Source organism: Methylobacterium sp. TK31, assembly GCF_055361545.1.
The window spans coordinates 2371125-2390265 of sequence record NZ_CM143964.1; the positions used below are offsets into that span (position 1 = coordinate 2371125).

Annotated in this window: 17 protein-coding genes; 8 read left to right on the plus strand and 9 right to left on the minus strand. The window is 71.0% G+C overall.

Going from position 1 to position 19141, the window contains the following annotated elements; genetic code table 11:
- Positions 1–44: 44 nt before the first annotated feature.
- The 3 genes from ilvN to ACXJY8_RS10860 all read right to left on the minus strand — a co-directional run bounded on the left by ilvN (position 45) and on the right by ACXJY8_RS10860 (position 3075).
- Positions 45–587 carry an acetolactate synthase small subunit gene (gene ilvN / locus ACXJY8_RS10850; protein ID WP_056183565.1) on the minus strand — a complete coding sequence of 181 codons (543 nt, stop codon included), beginning with the start codon at positions 585–587 and terminating at the stop codon, positions 45–47.
- Positions 588–703: 116 nt separating this feature from the next.
- On the minus strand, positions 704–2479 hold the full coding sequence (locus tag ACXJY8_RS10855) for an acetolactate synthase 3 large subunit (RefSeq protein WP_463779918.1): 1776 nt from the start codon (positions 2477–2479) through the stop codon (positions 704–706).
- A 326-nt stretch (positions 2480–2805) separates the two neighbouring features.
- Positions 2806–3075, minus strand: coding sequence for a PepSY domain-containing protein (locus tag ACXJY8_RS10860; protein WP_463779923.1), 270 nt, complete (start codon positions 3073–3075; stop codon positions 2806–2808).
- A 111-nt stretch (positions 3076–3186) separates the two neighbouring features.
- Here ACXJY8_RS10860 and ACXJY8_RS10865 point away from each other — a divergent pair, with 111 nt between their 5' ends.
- The 8 genes from ACXJY8_RS10865 (at position 3187) to ACXJY8_RS10900 (ending at position 14550) form a co-directional block, all read left to right on the plus strand.
- On the plus strand, positions 3187–3771 hold the full coding sequence (locus ACXJY8_RS10865; RefSeq protein ID WP_463779926.1) for a chemotaxis protein CheW: 585 nt from the start codon (positions 3187–3189) through the stop codon (positions 3769–3771).
- Positions 3772–3800: 29 nt separating this feature from the next.
- Positions 3801–5258 (plus strand): CheR family methyltransferase, encoded by a 1458-nt coding sequence (locus ACXJY8_RS10870; protein ID WP_463779932.1) that lies wholly within the window; start codon positions 3801–3803, stop codon positions 5256–5258.
- On the plus strand, positions 5255–5803 hold the full coding sequence (locus tag ACXJY8_RS10875; RefSeq protein WP_463779935.1) for a chemotaxis protein CheW: 549 nt from the start codon (positions 5255–5257) through the stop codon (positions 5801–5803). Before ACXJY8_RS10870 ends, ACXJY8_RS10875 begins: the two co-directional genes overlap by 4 nt.
- 106 nt (positions 5804–5909) lie before the next feature.
- Positions 5910–7580 carry a methyl-accepting chemotaxis protein gene (locus ACXJY8_RS10880; protein WP_463779940.1) on the plus strand — a complete coding sequence of 557 codons (1671 nt, stop codon included), beginning with the start codon at positions 5910–5912 and terminating at the stop codon, positions 7578–7580.
- Positions 7581–7692: 112 nt separating this feature from the next.
- Entirely contained in the window at positions 7693–9891 is a 2199-nt protein-coding gene (locus ACXJY8_RS10885) for a hybrid sensor histidine kinase/response regulator (protein WP_463779944.1), read from the plus strand.
- A 53-nt stretch (positions 9892–9944) separates the two neighbouring features.
- Positions 9945–10988, plus strand: coding sequence for a chemotaxis-specific protein-glutamate methyltransferase CheB (cheB, locus tag ACXJY8_RS10890; protein WP_463779946.1), 1044 nt, complete (start codon positions 9945–9947; stop codon positions 10986–10988).
- Positions 10985–12691: a response regulator gene (locus ACXJY8_RS10895; protein WP_463779950.1), complete on the plus strand. Its 1707-nt coding sequence runs from the start codon at positions 10985–10987 to the stop codon at positions 12689–12691. The genes cheB and ACXJY8_RS10895 overlap by 4 nt, the downstream gene beginning before the upstream one ends.
- A 2-nt stretch (positions 12692–12693) precedes the next feature.
- Positions 12694–14550, plus strand: coding sequence for a response regulator (locus tag ACXJY8_RS10900; RefSeq protein ID WP_463779952.1), 1857 nt, complete (start codon positions 12694–12696; stop codon positions 14548–14550).
- A gap of 69 nt (positions 14551–14619) precedes the next feature.
- Here ACXJY8_RS10900 and rplQ read toward each other — a convergent pair whose 3' ends face one another.
- The 6 genes from rplQ to ACXJY8_RS10930 all read right to left on the minus strand — a co-directional run bounded on the left by rplQ (position 14620) and on the right by ACXJY8_RS10930 (position 19140).
- Positions 14620–15030 (minus strand): 50S ribosomal protein L17, encoded by a 411-nt coding sequence (gene rplQ, locus ACXJY8_RS10905; protein WP_463779956.1) that lies wholly within the window; start codon positions 15028–15030, stop codon positions 14620–14622.
- Between the two features lie 269 nt (positions 15031–15299).
- The gene (locus ACXJY8_RS10910; protein WP_108037309.1) at positions 15300–16319 is read right to left on the minus strand and encodes a DNA-directed RNA polymerase subunit alpha; all 1020 of its coding nucleotides are present in this window, start codon (positions 16317–16319) and stop codon (positions 15300–15302) included.
- 120 nt (positions 16320–16439) lie between these two features.
- The gene (locus tag ACXJY8_RS10915) at positions 16440–17246 is read right to left on the minus strand and encodes an MBL fold metallo-hydrolase (protein WP_463780535.1); all 807 of its coding nucleotides are present in this window, start codon (positions 17244–17246) and stop codon (positions 16440–16442) included.
- A gap of 113 nt (positions 17247–17359) precedes the next feature.
- Entirely contained in the window at positions 17360–17749 is a 390-nt protein-coding gene (gene rpsK / locus ACXJY8_RS10920; RefSeq protein WP_056091630.1) for a 30S ribosomal protein S11, read from the minus strand.
- Between the two features lie 171 nt (positions 17750–17920).
- Positions 17921–18289, minus strand: a complete 369-nt coding sequence (gene rpsM, locus ACXJY8_RS10925; protein WP_019904471.1) for a 30S ribosomal protein S13 — start codon at positions 18287–18289, stop codon at positions 17921–17923.
- A 248-nt stretch (positions 18290–18537) separates the two neighbouring features.
- The gene (locus ACXJY8_RS10930; RefSeq protein WP_463779964.1) at positions 18538–19140 is read right to left on the minus strand and encodes an adenylate kinase; all 603 of its coding nucleotides are present in this window, start codon (positions 19138–19140) and stop codon (positions 18538–18540) included.
- Position 19141: the final 1 nt, after the last annotated feature.

Below are 19141 nucleotides of genomic sequence, written 5' to 3' on the forward strand. Positions count from 1 at the left end.
GATCCCGCGGCCAAGGCCTACCTGGGTCTACGAGGCCCCGAACCCTACATCGGCTCGGCGCCGCGTCCCATGGCGGCGATGCCGGTGCGGGAGATCTCCACGAGGCCGATCACCGTCATCAGGCCGATGAAGCGGTCGATCTCCTCGGTGGTGCCGGTGACCTCGAACACGAAGGAGTTCAGGGTGGCGTCGAGGGTCTTGGCGCCGAAGGCCGCCGCGAGGGTGAGCGATTCGGTACGGTGCTCGCCGGTGCCCGCCACCTTCACGAGGCAGAGCTCGCGCTCGAGGGCCTTGCCCTGGAGGGTGAGGTCGACGACCCGGTGCACGGGCACGAGGCGGTCGAGCTGCGCCTTGATCTGCTGGATCACCGCGTCGGTGCCGGCGGTGACGATGGTGATGCGGGAGAGGTGACGCGCCACCTCGGTCTCCGACACCGTCAGGCTCTCGATGTTGTAGCCGCGGCCCGAAAACATGCCCGAGATCCGGGCGAGCACGCCGGGCTCGTTGTCGACGATCACCGCCAGGGTGTGCCGGTTGATCGGCTCGACCCGGCCGGCATCGGGATAGTGCGTGTTCATGGCGTTCATGGCGTGCCCCGGATCTTCGTCTGCGATCGCGTGTCTTCGGTGGCCCGGTGGGCCGATCGGAAAAGGACCAGGCGCGGCGGCGCCCGGTCCGGTTGCGTCTGGATGGGTCCGGAGGCTCAGACCAGCATCTTGCCCTCTTCCGAGATGACGTCGCCGAGCTCGACCCCGGTCTCGCCGAGGTAGTCCGACAGCAGCATCTCGTTGTGCGCCTTGCCCGACGGGATCATCGGGAAGCAGTTCTCCTTCTTGTCGACGATGCAGTCGAAGACGACCGGACCGTCATAGTCGAGCATCTCGGCGATCGCGGCATCGAGGTCGCCCGGCTTCTCGCAGCGGATGCCCTTGGCGCCGTAGGCCTCGGCCAGCTTGACGAAGTCGGGCAGGCTCTCGGAATAGCTCTGCGAGTAGCGCGAGCCGTGCAGCAGTTCCTGCCACTGGCGCACCATGCCCATGTACTCGTTGTTCAGGATGAAGATCTTGACCGGCAGGCGGTACTGCACCGCCGTCGACAGCTCCTGCATGTTCATCAGGATCGAGGCCTCGCCGGCGATGTCGATGACGAGACCCTCCGGGTGGGCGAGCTGCGTGCCGATGGCCGCCGGCAGGCCGTAGCCCATGGTGCCGAGGCCGCCGGAGGTCATCCAGCGGTTCGGCTCGTCGAACTTGAAGTACTGGGCCGCCCACATCTGGTGCTGCCCGACCTCGGTGGTGACGTAGGTTTCCCGGTCCTTGCAGGCCTCGTAGAGGCGCTGGACGGCGTATTGCGGCTTGATGATCGTGCCCGACGGCCAGTAGGCGAGGCAGTCGCGCGCCTTCCAGGTGCGGATCTTGGTCCACCAATCCTCCAGGCGGCCCTTGTCCGGCTGGCGCGGCTGCGCCTTCCAGGCGGCCAGCATGTCCTCGAGCACCGAGCCGCAATCGCCGACGATCCCGACATCGACCTTGACGACCTTGTTGATCGAGGAGGCGTCGATGTCGACGTGGATCTTCTTCGAGAACGGCGCGAAGGCGTCGAGGCGGCCGGTGATGCGGTCGTCGAAGCGGGCGCCGATGCAGACCATGACGTCGCAATCATGCATCGCCAGGTTGGCCTCGTAGGTCCCGTGCATGCCGAGCATGCCGAGGAACTGGTCGTCCGAGGCCGGGAAGGCGCCCAGGCCCATCAGGGTCGAGGTGACGGGAAAACCCGTCTCGGCCGCCAGCCTGCGCAGCAGGGTCGAGGCGTGCGGGCCGGCATTGATGACGCCGCCGCCGGTGTAGAGGATCGGACGGCGGGCCGAGGCCATCAGCTCGATCGCCGCCTGGATCTGCGCCGCATCGCCCTTGAAGGCCGGCTTGTAGGTCTTGTGGCCATTCTGGGTCGGGCGCTCGTAGACGCCGGACGCGAACTGGACGTCCTTCGGCAGGTCGATGACGACCGGGCCGGGGCGGCCGTTGGCGGCGACGTAGAAGGCCTCGTGCAGGATGCGCGGCAGGTCGTCGATCGATTTGACCAGGTAGTTGTGCTTCGTGCAGTGGCGGGTGATGCCGACCGTGTCGCATTCCTGGAAGGCGTCCGTACCGATCAGGTGCGTCGGGACCTGGCCGGTGATGCAGACGAGCGGGATCGAATCGAGCAGCGCGTCGGTCAGGCCGGTGATGATGTTGGTAGCCCCGGGCCCCGAGGTGACCAGGACGCAGCCGACCTTGCCGGACGAGCGGGCATAGCCTTCAGCCGCGTGGACCGCCCCCTGCTCGTGGCGCACGAGGATGTGCTTCAGGGTCTCCTGGTGGAAGAGCGCGTCGTAAATCGGCAGCACCGCGCCGCCGGGATAGCCGAACAGCGTGTCGACACCCTGATCCTGAAACGCCCGGATGACCATTTCGGCCCCGGTCATGACCTCGCCGCCCATCGTCCTGCTCCTTGAAACTGTCTGTGCTGCTCGTGTCGTCCGGCGCGTCGCGGCAATAAAAAAGGGCCCCGAGGGACCCTGCATGCGCCACCGTTCGGATCGCGGACCCTGTTGTCAGGTCCGCCCCGTCGGTGGCGCTTCCGTTACGATAAGGATGGCACGCATCGCGTCTTCGTTCGCCTCGTTCGTCCGCCCGACCGGGCGAATCGAAAAATCGTGAGGGGTGTCTTACCGAAGGTGGCGACACCGGTCAACGCCGAGGCGCACGATCTTGCCGGTTCCGGCGTCGCAGACTACCGGGCAACGGGCGACGGTTGCAGGCCGAATTACTCGACGGGAACTTCGCCGAGGATGGCGCCGGTCTTCGGGTCCGCATCGAATCGCATGCGTCGTCCGTCCTTGATCCCCTCACCGTCCCAATGACCGTCATCGGCTTCGAGCTTGGTGATCTCGCTGTAGCCCGCGCTCTTCAGGGCCTGTCTGGTCTGGGCCGGCGTGAGCCAGTCCGCGCCGGGTGTCTCGGCCGACGCCGCGCCCGGGACGGCGAGCAGGGCGACGGTCAGGGCGGCGAGGAGGGCGTGGGCGGGTCGGGACATGCGGAAACTCCTGGGGCGGGTCGTCCCGGCGCAGGGGCGCTGGGCTCTGAAGATCTCTGAGTATGCGTGGTGGCGCCCGCGAGGGCACGGGCGAGATTGGGGCACGGATTCGTGTTTGCCCAGCCGGGCATCGCCGTCCTATCACGACAGGAAGCCTGGGCCGCCCTCTCCGGTCCCGCCCCGCCTGCGAGGACCCCGCCCCTGTCCGAGACCAGCGACTTCCTCCTCCTCGACGTCGCAGGCGTGACCTGTGCGCTGGCGCGGACGTCCATGAGCGAGGTGCTGCCGCTGCCGGAGCTGCACGCGCCGCCGGCCGGGGGCGGCCCGCTCGCCGGGTTCCTCAATCTCGGCGGAAGCCCCGTCCCGGTGGTCGACCTCGCTCGTCTCCTCGGCCTGGGGGCGCAGGCCGTCCGCCCGGAAATCGAGGCCTACCGGCACATTCTGCTCGATGCGCCGGGGACCACCGGATTCCTGGTCGACCGCGTCGAGGACCTGATCACGGTCGAGACCGCCGCGCTCCGTCCGGTCGCGGCCGAGCGGACCCTGAACGGCTGTGTCGTCGGCGAGATCGCCCGGGACGACGGGCTGATCCACGTGCTCGGCTTGGCCCACCTCCTCACGGCGGAAGAGCGGGCGCGGCTCTCGGCCCTGGCCGATGCGGCGGCCGAGCGCCTCGCCGCACTGCCGATGGCCTGAGCCCGATCGCGACCCGGCACGCAGCGCCCATGACCCGTCCGCCGCGCTCCGGCCCGGAGGTCGATCCGGGCTTCCCGGCCCTCAAGGCCCGGATCATCGCCCGCACCGGCCACCATTACTATGCCGACAAGGACGACCTGCTGTTCGACCGCCTGCGCAAGCGCTTCCGGGCCCTCGGGGTCGCCGATGCGACGGCCTACGGCGCCTGCCTCGACGATCGCCTGACCGGCGGCCCGGAATGGGCGGCCCTGGAGGCCGAGATCACCATCGGCGAGACGTTCTTCTTCCGCTACGCCGAGCAGTTCACGGCCCTGCGCACCACCATCCTGCCGGCCCTCCTCGCCGGCCGCGCGGCCGAGCGCACGCTCCGTGTCTGGAGCGCCGGCTGCTCCACCGGGGCCGAGCCCTATTCGATCGCCATCCTGCTGCACGAACTCCTGGGGACCGCCCTGCCCGAGTGGCGGGTCTCGATCCTCGGCACCGACATCAGCACCGCCGCCCTGGCGACCGCGCGAGCGGGGATCTACGGCCGCTGGGCCCTGCGCACCCTGCCGCCGGGCGAGCGCCTGCGCTACTTCGTGCCCGGCCCGGCCGTCGCGGGGCCGGGTCGGGACGGCACCTACGCCCTGCGACCGGAATTCCGACGCATGGTGCGCTTCGAGCGGCGCAACCTGATGGACCTCCTGGACGTCCGGGGCACCCCGCCCCTGGCGGAGTTCGACCTCATCCTCTGCCGCAACGTGCTCATCTATTTCGAGGCCGACACCGTCCTGGGCATCGTGCGCGCCCTCGGCCGGCGCCTGACGCCGGAGGGCTGGCTCCTCATCGGGCATGCCGAGCCGAACCCCGCCATCGCGGCGATGCTGGAGCCCGTGAACCTGCCCGGGACGGTCGCCTACCGTCCGCGCGGCGCGGTCCCGGCGATCGTCACGCCGCCCTGGGTGCCGGTGCTGCTCCCCGACAGCGCCCCCGCCCCCGCTCCCGCCTCCACCCCCGTCGTCGTCGCGACGCCCGCTTCGGCTCCGGTGGAGATCGGATCGCCCGAAGAGGCGGGGCCGGCCGCCCCGGAGCCCGTCGGGCCGGCGAACGAACTGGCGCGTATCCGGGCGTTGGCCGATGCCGGCGAGACGGCCGAGGCCTGGCGGGCGGTGCGGGCCGCGATCCGGACCGCGCCGACCGACGCCGCCCTGCATTACTATGACGGCCTTCTCGCGCGCAGCCTCGGGCGCGAGGCGGAGGCCGAGCGGGCCTGGCGCGGCGCGCTCTACCTCGACCGGGCCTTCGTCATGGCGCATTACCAGCTCGGCCTGCTGATGATCGGCCTCGGCCGACGCATGGAGGCCGTGCGGGCCCTCGACAACGCGATCCGTCTGGCCCAATCCCTGGCGCCGGATGCGGTGGTGGCGGAGGGCGACGGGCTCGGCCCGCGCGAGCTCGCGCGCAGCGCCGCCCTCGCCCGCGCCGGCGTGACAGGAGAAGGGCCGTGACGCAGACCCGGGTCGAAGCCCCCGCCGCCCGCCTGCAGGCCCTGCGCGCCGAACGTTCCCGCCTGCTCGCCCGGCGGGTCCGCGCGACCACCGAGGTCGCGCGGCCGACCCGCGCCTTCCTCGTCTGCGACTGCGGCGGCGACCGCTTCGCCCTCGCCCTTGCGCAGGTGGCCCAGGTGCTGCCGGCCCGGCCCGTCACCCCCCTGCCCGGCGCCCCGCCGGCCGTGCTCGGTCTCATCGCCATCTCCGGCCGCGTCGTCAGCCTGATCGCCCTCGCCCGCGCCCTCGGGCGCGGCGCCGAGGTGGCGAGCGGCGAAGGCCACGTGGTCCTGCTGCGAGGTGCCGGGGTCCCGGTGGCCTTGGCGGTCGACCGCGTCCTTGGCGTGGCCGAGATCACCCTGGCGGCGGATGCTCCGGCTCTCGGCGAGGCCGGTTTGAGCACCGAGGCGGTTTCGGGCTATGCCCCGCCCGGTGCCGGCCCGGACGGGGAACCCGGCTTCGTCGTCGTTGACGTGCCGCGCCTGCTGCGCCGGTACCTGCCGTGACCGCGCCTGCCCCGATGCCGCTCCGGCGGTGAGACGTCTCGCGATGCCTTGACCCGGGGTACCCCCGCCCCGGTCTCGGCCGAATTCCCGGAGCCTGGAGCCCCACGTGTCGATCTCGATCGGAAAACGCATCCTCCTCGGCTTCGTCGCCATCACCATCGTCATCGTGGCGCTCGGCTTCTATGCCCTCGGGCAGATCGGCGTGGTGCGCGACACCACCGATGGCATCGTCACCCGCGACCTCACGGTGGCGCGCCAGCTCGACGACCTCGCCAACAAGGCCCGCGACATGGGCCTGCAGCGCCGCAACGCGATCATCGCGCTGCTGATGCGGGCGCGGGGCGGGCCGGAGCGGGAGGACGGCTCCACCTCCTGGCGCCGGACCGCCACGGAAGCCGACGCGATCCTGACCGAACTCGTCCGCGCGACGGACGCCTACCGGGCTCGATCGGTCTCCGAGGAACGCGCCCTCGCCTGGCGCAAGATCAACGGCATCGCCATCGAGGCCATGGCCGAGCTGCGCGAGCTGCGCAGCGCGAGCGAGGCGCAGCTCGCCGCCGTCGCCGCCAAGGACGTCGACGGGGTCGAGGCGCGCAACGACGCGCTCAACCGCAGCCAGGAGATGTTCCTCAACGACATCGAGCGGACCCGCAACGCCCTCGACGAGGGCATCGCCGCCGGGCAGCGCAGCGTCGCCGACCTCTACGAGCGCAGCCGGCTCTCGATCCTGCTGACGCTGGGCGCCTGCATCCTGCTCAGCATCCTCATCACCCTGCTGATCAGTCGCGCCGTGGTGCGCCCCCTGGAGGCCGTGATGGCCTTCGCCGAGCGCGTCGGCGAGGGCGACCTCTCGGGCACCCTCGACGCCCGCGGCAAGGACGAGATCGGACGGCTCGGGCGCACCCTCAACCGGATGGTGGCGGGCCTCGCCGACCTCGCCCGGACGAACCGGGCCGCGACCTCCGACCTCAACGCCGCGGCGGCCGAGATCCGCGCCTCAGCCCAGGAGCAGGCGGCCAGCGTCGAGGAGCAGTTCGCCGCCGTGCAGGAGACCGCCGCCACCGTCGACGAGATCACCCATTCGGGCGCCCAGATCGGCAAGCGCGCCGGCGAGGTCATCGCCACCGCGCAGTCCACCGCCCAGACCTCCCGGGCCGGCCTGCGCGCGGTGGCCGACACCGCGCGGGCGATGGATTCGATTCGCGAGCAGGCCGAGGCGGTCGCCGGCAACATCGTCGCCCTCTCCGAGAAGACCCAGGCGATCGGCGACATCATCACCACGGTCAACGACATCTCCGAGCGCACCCACCTCCTGGCGCTGAACGCCGCCATCGAGGCCGCGGCGGCCGGCGAGAGCGGGCGCAGCTTCGCCGTGGTCGCCTCGGAGATGAAAATCCTGGCCGACCAGGCCAAGGCGGCCACCGGGCAGGTCCGCACGATCCTCGGCGAGATCCAGCGCGGCATCAACACCTCGGTCATGCTCACCGAGGAGGCGGTCAAGCGCGCCGCCACCGGCAAGGCCCGCTCCGACACCACGCAGCGGACCATCGAGGAGATCACCGCCCGGGTCGAGGAGAGCGTCCAGACCTTCCAGCAGATCGTCGCCTCGACGAACCAGCAGCAGCTCGGCATCGAGCAGGTGATGGGCGCCCTGCAGAACATCCGCCAGGCGAGCCAGCAGACGGCGGCCGGCACGCGCGAGGTCGAGGCCGCGTCCGCCAACCTCACCGAGCTCGCCCAGGCCCTGATGACGCTGGCCGAGCGCTACCGACACTGACACGGCGTCCGGCTATCTGGGAAAAGCCGAAAGCGCACGGTTCACGAATGGCTTCGCGCGGTTTCCGAAGGTAGGGAAACCGCCGCAACCCTGGGGCGGCCTTAGGCGACGGATGGACATTCGCCAGCTTCTTCTCGCGGCGTTCGAGGTCGAGCACCGCGAGCACATCGATGCGATCCGCGCCGCCCTCGTGGGCGAAGCCGGCGAGCATGCGCCCGACTGGAACGACGTCTTCCGGAGGGCGCACAGCCTCAAGGGCGCGTCCCGGGCCGTCGACCTGCCGGCGGTGGAGGCCGTCGCCCATCGCCTGGAGACCCTGTTCGAGCGCATCGTGGCGCAGGAGGGCGGCCTGACCCGCCCGGCCGCCGCAGCCGTGCACCTCGCCCTCGACCGGATCGAGGCCTACGTCGCCGGATTGACCGACGGGGCGGGACCGGACATGCCGGCCGACGCCCTCGCGGCACTCGATCGCGCCCTCGATCCGCAGGCGTCGGATCCGGCTCCGGCTCCGGCTGCCGCCCCGCCCCCGGCCGTTGCCCTGCCGCCGAAGCCCGCTCAGGCGGAGGCGCCCGCCGAGGCCGCGCAGACGCTCCTGCGGGTCCCGGCCGATGCGATCGAGGCCCTGACGCGGGCGACGCACGAACTGGCCAGCGCCCTCGGTGGCGAGGCCGTGCTGGCGGAGGGCATCGCCCGTCTCGGCCGGCGGGCCACCGACCTCGTCCGCCTCGCCGAGCGCCGACGCGGCGCCCGCGGATCGGAGCCGGAAGCGGATACGCGCAGCCTGGAGACCGGGCTCCTCGCCCTGGCGCGCGACGCCGCCGACCTCGTCCGGGTCCGCAGCGCTCTCGCCTCCTCCGTGGACGGCGCCATGAACCGGGTTGCCGGCGAGGCCGAGCGACTGGCCCTCGTCCCCGCCGAAAGTGCCTTCGGCGGGTTCGCGCGGGCGCTGCGCGACCAGGCCCGCGAGGCCGACCGCCCCATCGAGGTGACCGTGCGCGGCCTCGACCTCCCCCTGGACCGGGGCATGCTCCAGGTCCTCAAGGACCCGGTCCTGCACGCCTTGCGCAACGCCCTGAGCCATGGGGCCGAACCGCCGGAGGCGCGCCGGCGCCTCGGCAAGCCGGACGCCCAGGCCATCGGTCTCGACGTCGAGGTCCAGGGCGGGCGCCTCGTCGTCCGCATCCACGACGACGGGCGCGGACCGGACCTCGTCGCCATCGCCGAGACCGCCCGCCGCCGCGGCCTGCTCGACGCCGATGCCGATCCGGGGCCGGAGGCGCTCCTCGCCCTGGTCTTCGAGCCGGGCTTCTCCACCGCCACCGCGATCGACACCCTCTCGGGCCGGGGCATCGGCCTCTCGGTGGTGGCGGATGCGGCGCGCCGCCTCGGCGGCACCGTCCGGCTCGCGCCGCGCGAGCCCTTCGGCACCGAACTCGTCATGACGCTGCCCCTCTCGGCCGCGCGCCGGGCGATGCTTCTCGTGCAGGCCGGGGCGATCACCTACGCGATCCCGAGCGCCTCGGCCGAGCGGCTACTGCGCCTGGACCGGAGCGCCCTCGCCCAGGTCATGGGCCGGACCGTGGCACAGGTGGAAATCGAGGGCAGTTCCGTCAGCCTGCCGGTCCTCGACCTCGCGGGCCTCCTCGGCCTTTCGGAGAGCGCTCGGGAAGCCGGGGAGCCCTGCCCGGCGATCCTGCTCCGGGGCAACGGGCGCCGCTGCGTGCTCGCCGTCGAGGCGCTGTCCGACGTGACGACCCTGCGCGTGCTGCCGGCGCCGCCGATCGGGACCGATCCGCGCCTGATCACCGGAACGGTGATCCTGCCGGGGGACCGGCCCGCCCTGGTCCTCGATGCCGACGGCCTGATCGCCCGGGCGGCCGAGACCGGCGGGACTGCGGCGCCGCAACCCACAGGCCACCGCGGAACGATCGCCCAGGCGCCACGTTCGACGATCCTCGTCGTGGACGACTCCATCACCACGCGAACCTTGGAGAAGGGTATCTTGGAAGCGGCAGGGTACCGCGTCGTCGTCTGCGTCGACGGCCAGGATGCACTCGACCGCCTGCGCGCGGGCATCGAACCGGTGGATCTCGTCGTCGCCGACGTCGAGATGCCGCGCCTCGACGGCTTCGGCCTGCTCAAGGCTCTGCGTGCCGAGGAGGCCTTCGCGCATCTCCCGATCATCCTGATGACGTCGCGCGGCGACGCGGAGGACGTGGCGCGCGGCCTCGACCTCGGCGCGGACGCCTACCTGACGAAGCAGACCTTCGACCAGCGCAAGCTCCTCGACACCATCGGGCAATTGCTGTGATCGGACACGAGCGGGACGGATCGACGCCGGGGGCGCCCGCGCGGATACGGGTGATGCTGGTCGAGGATTCCCTGGTGGTGCGCCAGCTCCTCATCCACATCGTCGGCCGGGATCCGCGCCTCGAGGTCGTCGCGGCCGTGGCCTCGGGCGAGGAGGCGCTGGCGACGATCGGGCAGGTCCGGCCCGACGTCGTGTCGATGGACATCCGCCTACCCGGCATCGACGGCCTGGAGACGACTCGGCGGATCATGGCCGAGCGGCCGACGCCCATCGTGGTCATCGCCGACGCGATCGAGGATTCGTCCCTGCGGATCTCGATGAATGCCCTGCGCGCCGGCGCCCTCTCGGTGGTGGAGAAGCCGGTGGCGACCACCAATGCCGGCTACGACGCCGCGGCCAGCGAGATCTGCACGCAGCTGCGCATCATGGCCGCCGTGCCGGTGATCCGGCGCCGGCCGATCGGCTCCGAATGGGCCGGCCGCCTCGCCAGCCCACCGCCCGTGGCGGCCGCGCTCAAGGTGCCGGAGGCCGCCAGCGTGCTGGCGATCGCGGCCTCGACCGGCGGGCCGCCTGCCCTCGCCCGCGTCATCGGAGCTCTGCCGGCGCGGTTTCCCCTGCCGGTCCTCGTGGTCCAGCACATGGGCCCCGCCTTCATGGAGGGCTTCGCCAGCTGGCTGAATGGAGTCGTCGGCCTGTCGGTGAGCCTCGCCCGCGACGGCGAGCGCGCCGAGGCCGGCCGCGTCTACGTCGCGCCGGGGGACCGGCACCTCGAACTCGGCGGCGGCGGTCACCTGCGGATCACCGACGCTGCCCCGGTGGGGGGGCAGCGCCCGGCCGCCACGGCCCTGTTCCGCTCGGTCGCGCGGCACGCCGGCGCGCGCGGCATCGGCGTGCTGCTCACCGGCATGGGTGAGGACGGCGCCCTCGGCTTGCTCGACCTGCGCCGGGCCGGGGGCCTCACCGTGGCCGAGGACGAGAGCACCGCGGTGGTGTTCGGCATGCCGGCCGCCGCCATCCGCCTGTCGGCCGCCGGGACCGTCCTGCCCCTGGACCGGATCGCCGCCCATCTCGCCCGCGTCGCGGAGGCCGCGCCGTGACCGAGGCCGTCCCGCCCCGCCTCCTCCTGGTCGAGGATTCCGAGACCCAGGCGCTGGAATTGCGGCTGCTGCTCGAATCCAAGGGCTTCGCGGTGGAGCGCTGCGCCACCGCCGAGGCCGCCCTCGATCACCTCAACACCCGCCTGCCCGATCTGGTGGTGGCCGACCACCATCTCCCCGGCATGAACGGCGACGAGTTCGCCCGCCAGCTCCGGCTGTCCCTGCGCACCCGCGCTCTGCCCCTCCTGATGCTCACCGGCGCCCGCGACGGCGAGCGCCAGGGCCTGGAGAGCGGCGCCGACGCCTACGTGGCGAAGTCGGCCGACCGGGATCTCCTCGTGCTGCGCATCCGCGCCCTTCTGCGCGAGCGCATGGGCGGCACCGACGGACCGGGCATCTCCGCCTTCCGCCGCGGCCGCGTCCTCGTGGTCGATGCCAGCGCCACCTACCGGACCTTCCTCGCCGGCCTGCTCGCCCACGAGGGCCAGGAGGTCACCACCGCGGACAGCCACGCCACAGCTCTGGCAGCCCTCGCGGCGGAAGGTGCCGCCTTCGACTGCGTGACGATCGACCTCCTCGCCACGACCTATGACGGCCTCGCCCTGTGCCGGGCGATCAGCGACCATCGCAACGCCGGTCTGGCGGGCCGCGAGGCCGGCGCGCCGACCTTCCAGGTCGTGGGCATTGCCGGCTCGAACCCGACCAAGGACTTCCTCGTCGAGGCCTTCGCGGCTGGTGCCGACGACGTCGTCTCGAAATCCGATGGCGAGATCCTGGTGATGCGGGTCCGCAGCCTCGTGCGCCGCAAGCTCCTCGAGGAGGACAACCGGCGGATCGCCGGGGAATTCGGCGCCCGCGAGCGGGCCCTGGAGCGCGCCCGGGCGGAGGCCGAGGCCGCCGAGGCGCGGGCGGCGCTCGCCGGGGCCCTCGAACAGGCCAATGCCGACCTCGCCACCGCCAACCGCAAGCTCACCGATGCACAGGCCAAGCTCGTCCAGGCCGCCAAGATGGCCTCCCTCGGCGAGTTGGTGGCCGGCATCGCCCACGAGATCAACAACCCCCTGGCCTTCATCCTCGCCCACCAGGGTACCGTGGAGCGCATCCTCGGCGAGGTCGCCGCCGCCCCGGATTCTCCCGACAGCCCGCGCCGGCTCAAGAAATGCGGCGACCGCGTCGGGGCGATGCGCATGGGCCTGACCCGCATCCAGGACCTCGTCCTGAACCTGCGCAAGTTCTCCCGCCTGGACGAGGGCGAGCGCACCCTGGTGCACGTGCCGGAGGCGATCGAGACCGTGCTTGCCCTGATCCAGCACAAGCTCGGCGAACGGATCGCGGTGGTCCGGGATTTCGCCGGCCGACCGGAGATCCACTGCACGCCCGCCCTGCTGAACCAGGTCGTCATGAACATCCTCGGAAACGCCGCGGACGCGATGCCCGAGCCCGGCACCATCACCATCGAGACGCGCAGTCTCCCCGACACCGACATCATCCGGATCAGCGATACCGGACCCGGCATTCCCGAAACGCTGCGGGAGAAGATCTTCGAACCGTTCTTCACCACGAAACCCGTCGGTTCGGGGACGGGCCTCGGCCTCGCGATTGCCTACAGTGTCGTGCAGGCGCATAGCGGCACGCTCAGTGTCGAGGCCGCCCCCGGAGGCGGGGCCTGTTTCGTGATCGGCATTCCACGGCAGGCGGGTTGAGCATGTCACAGGGCACAATCCTCGCCGTCGACGACGAACCGGACATCCTCATCGCCCTCGAGGACCTGTTCGAAGACCAGTACCGCGTCCTCACGACCACCAAGCCGGTTGAGGCGCTGCAGATCCTGGCCGACAACCCGGACATCGCCGTGATCCTCTCGGACCAGCGCATGCCCGGCATGACCGGCGACGCCATGCTGGCTGAGGCGCGCAAGCGCCATGACGCCCAGGCGATCCTGCTGACCGGGTACGCCGACATGAGCGCGGTGGTGGCGGCCCTGAACCAGGGCGGCATCACCGGCTACGCGACGAAGCCCTGGGACGCGAACCTGCTGCGCAACACCGTGCGGCAGGCCTATGAGCGCCACCAGCTCGGCCGCGACCTCGCCACCGAGCGGGCGCTCCTGCGCGGCCTCCTCGACAACGCCGAGGACGCGATCTCCTTCAAGGATGCCGAGGGGCGCTTCGTGCGCCTCAACGCCCGCAAGGCCGCGGGCCTCGGCGACGAGGTCGCCGGCTGCCTCGGACGCACCGAGGGCGCGATCCTGGGTGATGGCGAGGCGATCCGCAGCGCGGACGACGCCGCCATCGCCGCCGGGGAACCCAGCGAAAGCCTGGTCGCCGAAGGGGCGATCGGCGCCGAGCACTGGCGCCACGTCATCCGCGTGCCGATCCGCGACGCGGCCGGGGAGATCACCCACCTCGCCACCATCGAGCGGGACGTCACCGAGCAGAAGACCCTGGAGGCGCGCCTGCGCCAGTCGGACAAGATGCAGGCGCTGGGCACCCTGGCCGGCGGCATCGCCCATGATTTCAACAACCTGCTGATGGCGATCCTCGGCAGCCTCGAACTCGTCGCGCCGAAGGTCGCCGACCAGCCGCGGGTCCAGCGCCTGGTGGGCAACGCGATGCAGGCGGCCCAGCGCGGCGCCTCCCTCACCAAGCGCCTCCTCAGCTTCAGCCGCTCCCGCGACCTGCGCCCCCGCGCCGTCGACGTGAACGACCTCATCACCGGGATGAACGACCTCCTCGCCGGCAGCCTCGGCGGCCTCGTCACCGTCGAGACGATCCTGGCGCCCGAGGCGCCCGCCGCCTGCGTCGATCCGGACCAGCTCGAACTCGCGGTCCTGAACCTCTGTATCAACGCCCGGGACGCGATGCCCGAGGGCGGCCGGATCGTCGTGGCCACCCGCAGCCTCGCCCTCGAGGACGATCCCGACCTGCCGGCCGGGGCCTACCTGTCCGTCGAGATCACCGATGCGGGCAGCGGCATCGCCCCGGAGATCCTCGCCCGGGTCTGCGAGCCGTTCTTCACGACGAAGGCCGTGGGCCAGGGCACGGGCCTCGGCCTCGCCATGGTGTTCGGCCTCGCCCAGCAATCCCATGGGCGCCTGCGGATCGAGAGCGTGCCCGGGGAAGGCACCCGCGTGCAGATCATCCTGCCGCGGGTCGAGGCGGCGAGCCCGAGCGAGGCGGCGCGGCCCGGCGCAGCCATCGCCCCCGGCCGGAGCGCGCGCATCCTCGTCGTCGACGACGACCCCGAGGTCCGGCACGTGACGGCCTCCTTCCTGTCGAGCTTCGGCTACAGCGAGCGCGAGGCCAGCGACGGTTCGACCGCCCTGTCGCTGATGGAGCAGGGCCGGTTCGACCTCGTCGTGGCCGATCTGGCGATGCCGGGAATGACCGGCGTCGAGTTCGCCGAGATCGTGCGCGCGCGCTGGTCGGACGTGCCCGTGCTCATCGTGACCGGGCATGCCGAGGCGATTCCGATCCCGGCCGACCTGCCGGTGCTGCGCAAGCCCTTCGAATCGGCCGATCTCGCGGCGGAGGTCTCGCGCCTCCTCGACCGGGCCGCCTGAGGCAGCGTATCGCGCAACGAAAAAGGCGGCCCGGAGGCCGCCTTCTGGATCTCTGGAGAGAAGCGTTTCTTACGCCGCGTCGTCCACCAGCACCCGCCCGGAATCCTTGCCGCGTGCGTCGACGTCACGGTCGACGAACTCGATGACCGCCAGGGGGGCGTTGTCGCCGTAGCGGAAGCCGGCCTTCATGATGCGGCAATAGCCGCCCGGACGGGTGTTGTAGCGCGGGCCGATCACGGCGAAGAGCTTGCGGACCATGGCCTCGTCGCGGATCTGCGACATGGCGAGACGGCGGGCATGCAGGCTGTCGGTCTTGCCCAGCGTGATCAGCTTCTCGATGACCGGACGCAGGTCCTTGGCCTTCGGCAGGGTGGTGACGATCTGCTCGTGCTTGATCAGCGCGGCGGACATGTTGGCGAACATCGCCTTGCGGTGCTCGGTGGTGCGGTTGAAACGACGACCGCGAAATCCATGACGCATGATGGCTGTCCTTGGTTGATGGCCGCCGTGCCACGGTACGGCCAAGCGCCCCTCCGAATCGATCTTCGGGGCTGTTGATTCCGCATGACCCCGCGGCGGGATTCGTTGTCTCGGGCCGGGCGGTCTCGTTCGTCCCGTTCCATGCGTCGTCCCGGGGCGCCGAAGGCGAGCCCGGGATCCAGAAACAGAGGTTCCGATCCAATCGGCACCGTCGGCGGGTCTGGATTCCGGGCTCCGCTGTGCGGCCCCGGAATGACGGTGTGTGCGCCTCAGTAGTGCTCTTCGAAGCGCTTGGCGAGGTCCTCGATGTTCTCCGGCGGCCAGCCGGGGATGTCCATGCCGAGGTGCAGGCCCATCGCGGCGAGCACTTCCTTGATCTCGTTGAGCGACTTGCGGCCGAAGTTCGGGGTGCGCAGCATCTCGCCCTCGGACTTCTGGATGAGGTCGCCGATGTAGACGATGTTGTCGTTCTTCAGGCAGTTCGCCGAACGCACCGAGAGCTCGAGCTCGTCGACCTTCTTGAGCAGGGCCGGGTTGAAGGGGAGCTGCGGCGCGAGCGGCTGCGCCTCCTCTTTGCGGGGCTCCTCGAAGTTCACGAACACCTGGAGCTGGTCCTGAATGATGCGTGCGGCGTAGGCCAGCGCATCCTCCGGCGACACCGCGCCGTTGGTCTCGATCGTCATCGTCAGCTTGTCCTTGTCGAGATCCTGCCCCTCGCGGGTCGTCTCGATGCGGTAGGACACCTTGGTGACGGGGGAGAACAGCGCGTCCACCGGGATCAGGCCGATCGGCGCGTCCTCGGGGCGGTTGCGCTCGGCCGGCACGTAGCCCTTGCCGGTGGCGACCGTGAACTCCATGCGGATCTCGGCGCCGTCGTCGAGCGTGCAGATCACGAGGTCGGGGTTCAGGATCTGGACGTCGCCCACGGTGCCGATGTCGCCGGCGGTGACGATGCCGGGGCCGGTCTTGCGCAGGGTCAGGCGCTTGGGCGCATCGGTCTGCGAGCGGATGGCGATGGTCTTGATGTTGAGGACGATGTCGGTGACGTCCTCGCGCACGCCGGGGATCGACGAGAATTCATGCAGCACGCCGTCGATCTGCACCGAGGTCACGGCCGCGCCCTGGAGCGAGGACAGCAGCACGCGGCGCAGGGAGTTGCCGAGCGTGGTGCCGAAGCCGCGCTCCAGGGGCTCGGCGACGACGGTGGCGACCCGCTTGGGGTCGTGCCCGGTCGAGACCTGGAGCTTGTTCGGCTTGATGAGCTCTTGCCAGTTCTTCTGAATGACCACGATGCTACCTCTCGCAAGATCGGCGCGGCCCACATGGGTGGCCCGTGCATGGCCCGTCGACACCGCGCCATCGGCGCCCGGCGGGCTGAAAACGGTTGCGTCCGCGACGAGCGCGGACGGTTACTGGGCCGCGACCCAGAGTTCCGGAACGAAACTGTAGGCGGCCCCGTCCCGGGCGACGTAGCCCAGGGCCGGAAATTCCAGGTGCGCACCCGCCACGAACGTCCGGTCGCTCGAGACGGCATCGAGCATCCGGCGACGCACGGCGCGTGCCTGATCCCCGTCGACGTCGAAGACCATACCGGCTTCCGGCTGCTTGAACTGGATCGCCGGCAGATGAACGATGTCTGCCCACATCAAAAGCGACGCGTCGCCCGACGTGATGCGGTAACCGGTATGGCCCGGCGTGTGGCCCGGCAGCGGGACCGCCTCGATCCCGGGCGCCACCTGGCCGCCGGTGACGGTGCGCAGGCGCTGCCCGTAGGGCGAGGTCGCCTGGCGGGCCATCTCGAAATACGGCTTCGCGGCATCGGGCGCCCGCGAGAGAGCGCCCTCGTCGAGCCAGTGCGCGGCCTCGTCGGCATGCACCACGAGTTCGGCGTTCGGGTAGGCTGCGGCGCCGTCATCCGTGATCAGGCCACCGGCATGGTCGGGATGGAGGTGCGTGAGCAGCACGGTCTCGATGCTCTCGGGCGCGACGCCAGCCGCCGCGAGGGCGGCCGGGACGCGGCCGAGGGACGGTCCACCGAAATGGCCCATCCCGCTGTCGATGAGGAGCGGCTTGCGCCCGGGACCCGTGATCAGGAACGCGTTGAGCGTGATCCGGGGATCCTGCGCGCGAAAACCGGCCGCCTGCAGCGCGCCGGCCTCCGCACGATCGATCCCGGTGACGAGATCCAGCGACCCCTGGAGGTAGCCGTCGTTCATCACCGTGATCGTCAGATCACCCAAGCTCCACCGCAGCACACCCGGAAGCGGATTCTGAGCATTCGACACGCGCGTCTCCGTGACAGGACCCAAAGGTTCGCGACGGCGTCCGTTCAGACGCGACGACGCTTGCGCGGGCGGCAGCCGTTGTGCGGGATCGAGGTGACGTCGCGGATCGAGGTCACGGTGAAGCCGGCGGCCTGGAGGGCGCGCAGGGCCGATTCACGACCCGAACCCGGACCGGAGACCTCGACCTCAAGGGTGCGCATGCCGTGCTCGGCAGCCTTGCGGGCAGCGTCCTCGGCAGCGACCTGGGCGGCGTAGGGAGTCGACTTGCGCGAACCCTTGAAGCCCATGGCGCCGGCGGACGACCACGAGATGGTGTTGCCCTGGGCGTCGGTGATGGTGACCATCGTGTTGTTGAACGACGCGTTCACGTGCGCGACGCCGGAGACGATGTTCTTGCGTTCGCGGCGACGAACGCGGGTTGCTTCCTTGGCCATGTGTTCTTTCGTCCTTCAGGCGCGCCCGTCATTCCAGGCGCTCGGGAGTCTGCTGCGATACGGGCGGCGCGGTCCCGGATCACCGGGCCGCGACGCGGGCTTCGGCACGCCGGAGATCCGGCGCGACGGTCGGGAGGCGGCGCGCCGCGCGGCCTCCCAGTTCGAAGATTCTTACTTCTTCTTGCCGGCGATGGGCTTGGACTTGCCCTTGCGGGTGCGCGCGTTGGTGTGCGTGCGCTGGCCGCGGACCGGCAGGTTGCGGCGGTGGCGCAGGCCACGGTAGCAGCCCAGATCCATCAAGCGCTTGATGTTCATTGAGACTTCGCGGCGCAGGTCGCCCTCGACGATGTAGTCGCGGTCGATCGTTTCGCGGATCGACAGCACTTCGGCGTCGGTCAGCTGGTTGACGCGACGCTCGGCCGGGATCCCGACCTTGCCGGTGATCTCCTCGGCCTTCTTGGGGCCGATGCCGTGGATGTACTGCAGCGCGATGACGACGCGCTTGTTGGTCGGGATGTTAACGCCAGCGATACGAGCCAAGGTGTCTCTCCATGGGGCGCCGGACCTGAGGCCGGGCCGGGTGTCACGCGCGTCCGGTGGAGACCGGCCCCTGCGCGCCGTCCAAAACGACAAATCGGCCCGCATCAGCCTCTTGGAGAGGCGACCCGGACCCATTTCCTCTGAACGAAGACCGGCCCACTAGCGCGGGCCGGCGGATGTGTCAACCCGGGCGAGGCGATCGGTGCGGATCGGCCGCGGGGCCGACGCCGTGCCGATCGCGTCCCCGATCAGTACTCCGCGGAGGCGGTGTGCCGGTCGAGGATCGCCACCAGATCCTCGGTGACGGCATCGACGGGCTTCATGCCGTCGATGGTCTGCAGGAGACCGGTTCCGGCATAGTAGTCGGACAGCGGCGCCGTCTGCTTGCGATAGGCATCGAGGCGGGTCTTGAAGACCTCGGGGGTATCGTCCTTGCGCACCGGCTGGCCGCGGGCGGCGGTCTCCTCGGCGCGCTTGGCGATGCGGCCCACCAGGGCGGCCTCGTCCACCGCGAATTCGATCACGGTGTCGAGGGCGATCCCCTTCTGGGAGAGCATCGCGTCGAGGGCCTTCGCCTGCTCCACCGTACGGGGGAAGCCGTCGAGGATGAAGCCCGGCTTGGCGTCCGCCTCCTCGATGCGGTCGGCGACGATGCCGACCACGATCGCATCGGAGACGAGACCGCCCGATTCCATCACGCTCTTGGCCTGCAGGCCCACCGGGGTGCCGGCCGCCACGGCGGCGCGCAGCATGTCGCCCGTCGAGAGCTGAGGAATACCATAGCGTGCCACGATCCGCTCGGACTGAGTCCCCTTCCCCGCGCCGGGCGGCCCAAGCAGGATGATGCGCATG

Bases quoted from the DNA above. Each gene is read 5' to 3' on its own strand.
- ilvN (WP_056183565.1), bottom strand. From the start codon at position 587: ATGAACGCCATGAACACGCACTATCCCGATGCCGGCCGGGTCGAGCCG.
- ACXJY8_RS10855 (WP_463779918.1), bottom strand. From the start codon at position 2,479: ATGGGCGGCGAGGTCATGACCGGGGCCGAAATGGTCATCCGGGCGTTT.
- ACXJY8_RS10860 (WP_463779923.1), bottom strand. From the start codon at position 3,075: ATGTCCCGACCCGCCCACGCCCTCCTCGCCGCCCTGACCGTCGCCCTG.
- ACXJY8_RS10870 (WP_463779932.1), top strand. From the start codon at position 3,801: ATGACCCGTCCGCCGCGCTCCGGCCCGGAGGTCGATCCGGGCTTCCCG.
- ACXJY8_RS10885 (WP_463779944.1), top strand. From the start codon at position 7,693: ATGGACATTCGCCAGCTTCTTCTCGCGGCGTTCGAGGTCGAGCACCGC.
- cheB (WP_463779946.1), top strand. From the start codon at position 9,945: ATGCTGGTCGAGGATTCCCTGGTGGTGCGCCAGCTCCTCATCCACATC.
- ACXJY8_RS10900 (WP_463779952.1), top strand. From the start codon at position 12,694: ATGTCACAGGGCACAATCCTCGCCGTCGACGACGAACCGGACATCCTC.
- rplQ (WP_463779956.1), bottom strand. From the start codon at position 15,030: ATGCGTCATGGATTTCGCGGTCGTCGTTTCAACCGCACCACCGAGCAC.
- ACXJY8_RS10915 (WP_463780535.1), bottom strand. From the start codon at position 17,246: ATGAACGACGGCTACCTCCAGGGGTCGCTGGATCTCGTCACCGGGATC.
- rpsK (WP_056091630.1), bottom strand. From the start codon at position 17,749: ATGGCCAAGGAAGCAACCCGCGTTCGTCGCCGCGAACGCAAGAACATC.
- ACXJY8_RS10930 (WP_463779964.1), bottom strand. From the start codon at position 19,140: ATGCGCATCATCCTGCTTGGGCCGCCCGGCGCGGGGAAGGGGACTCAG.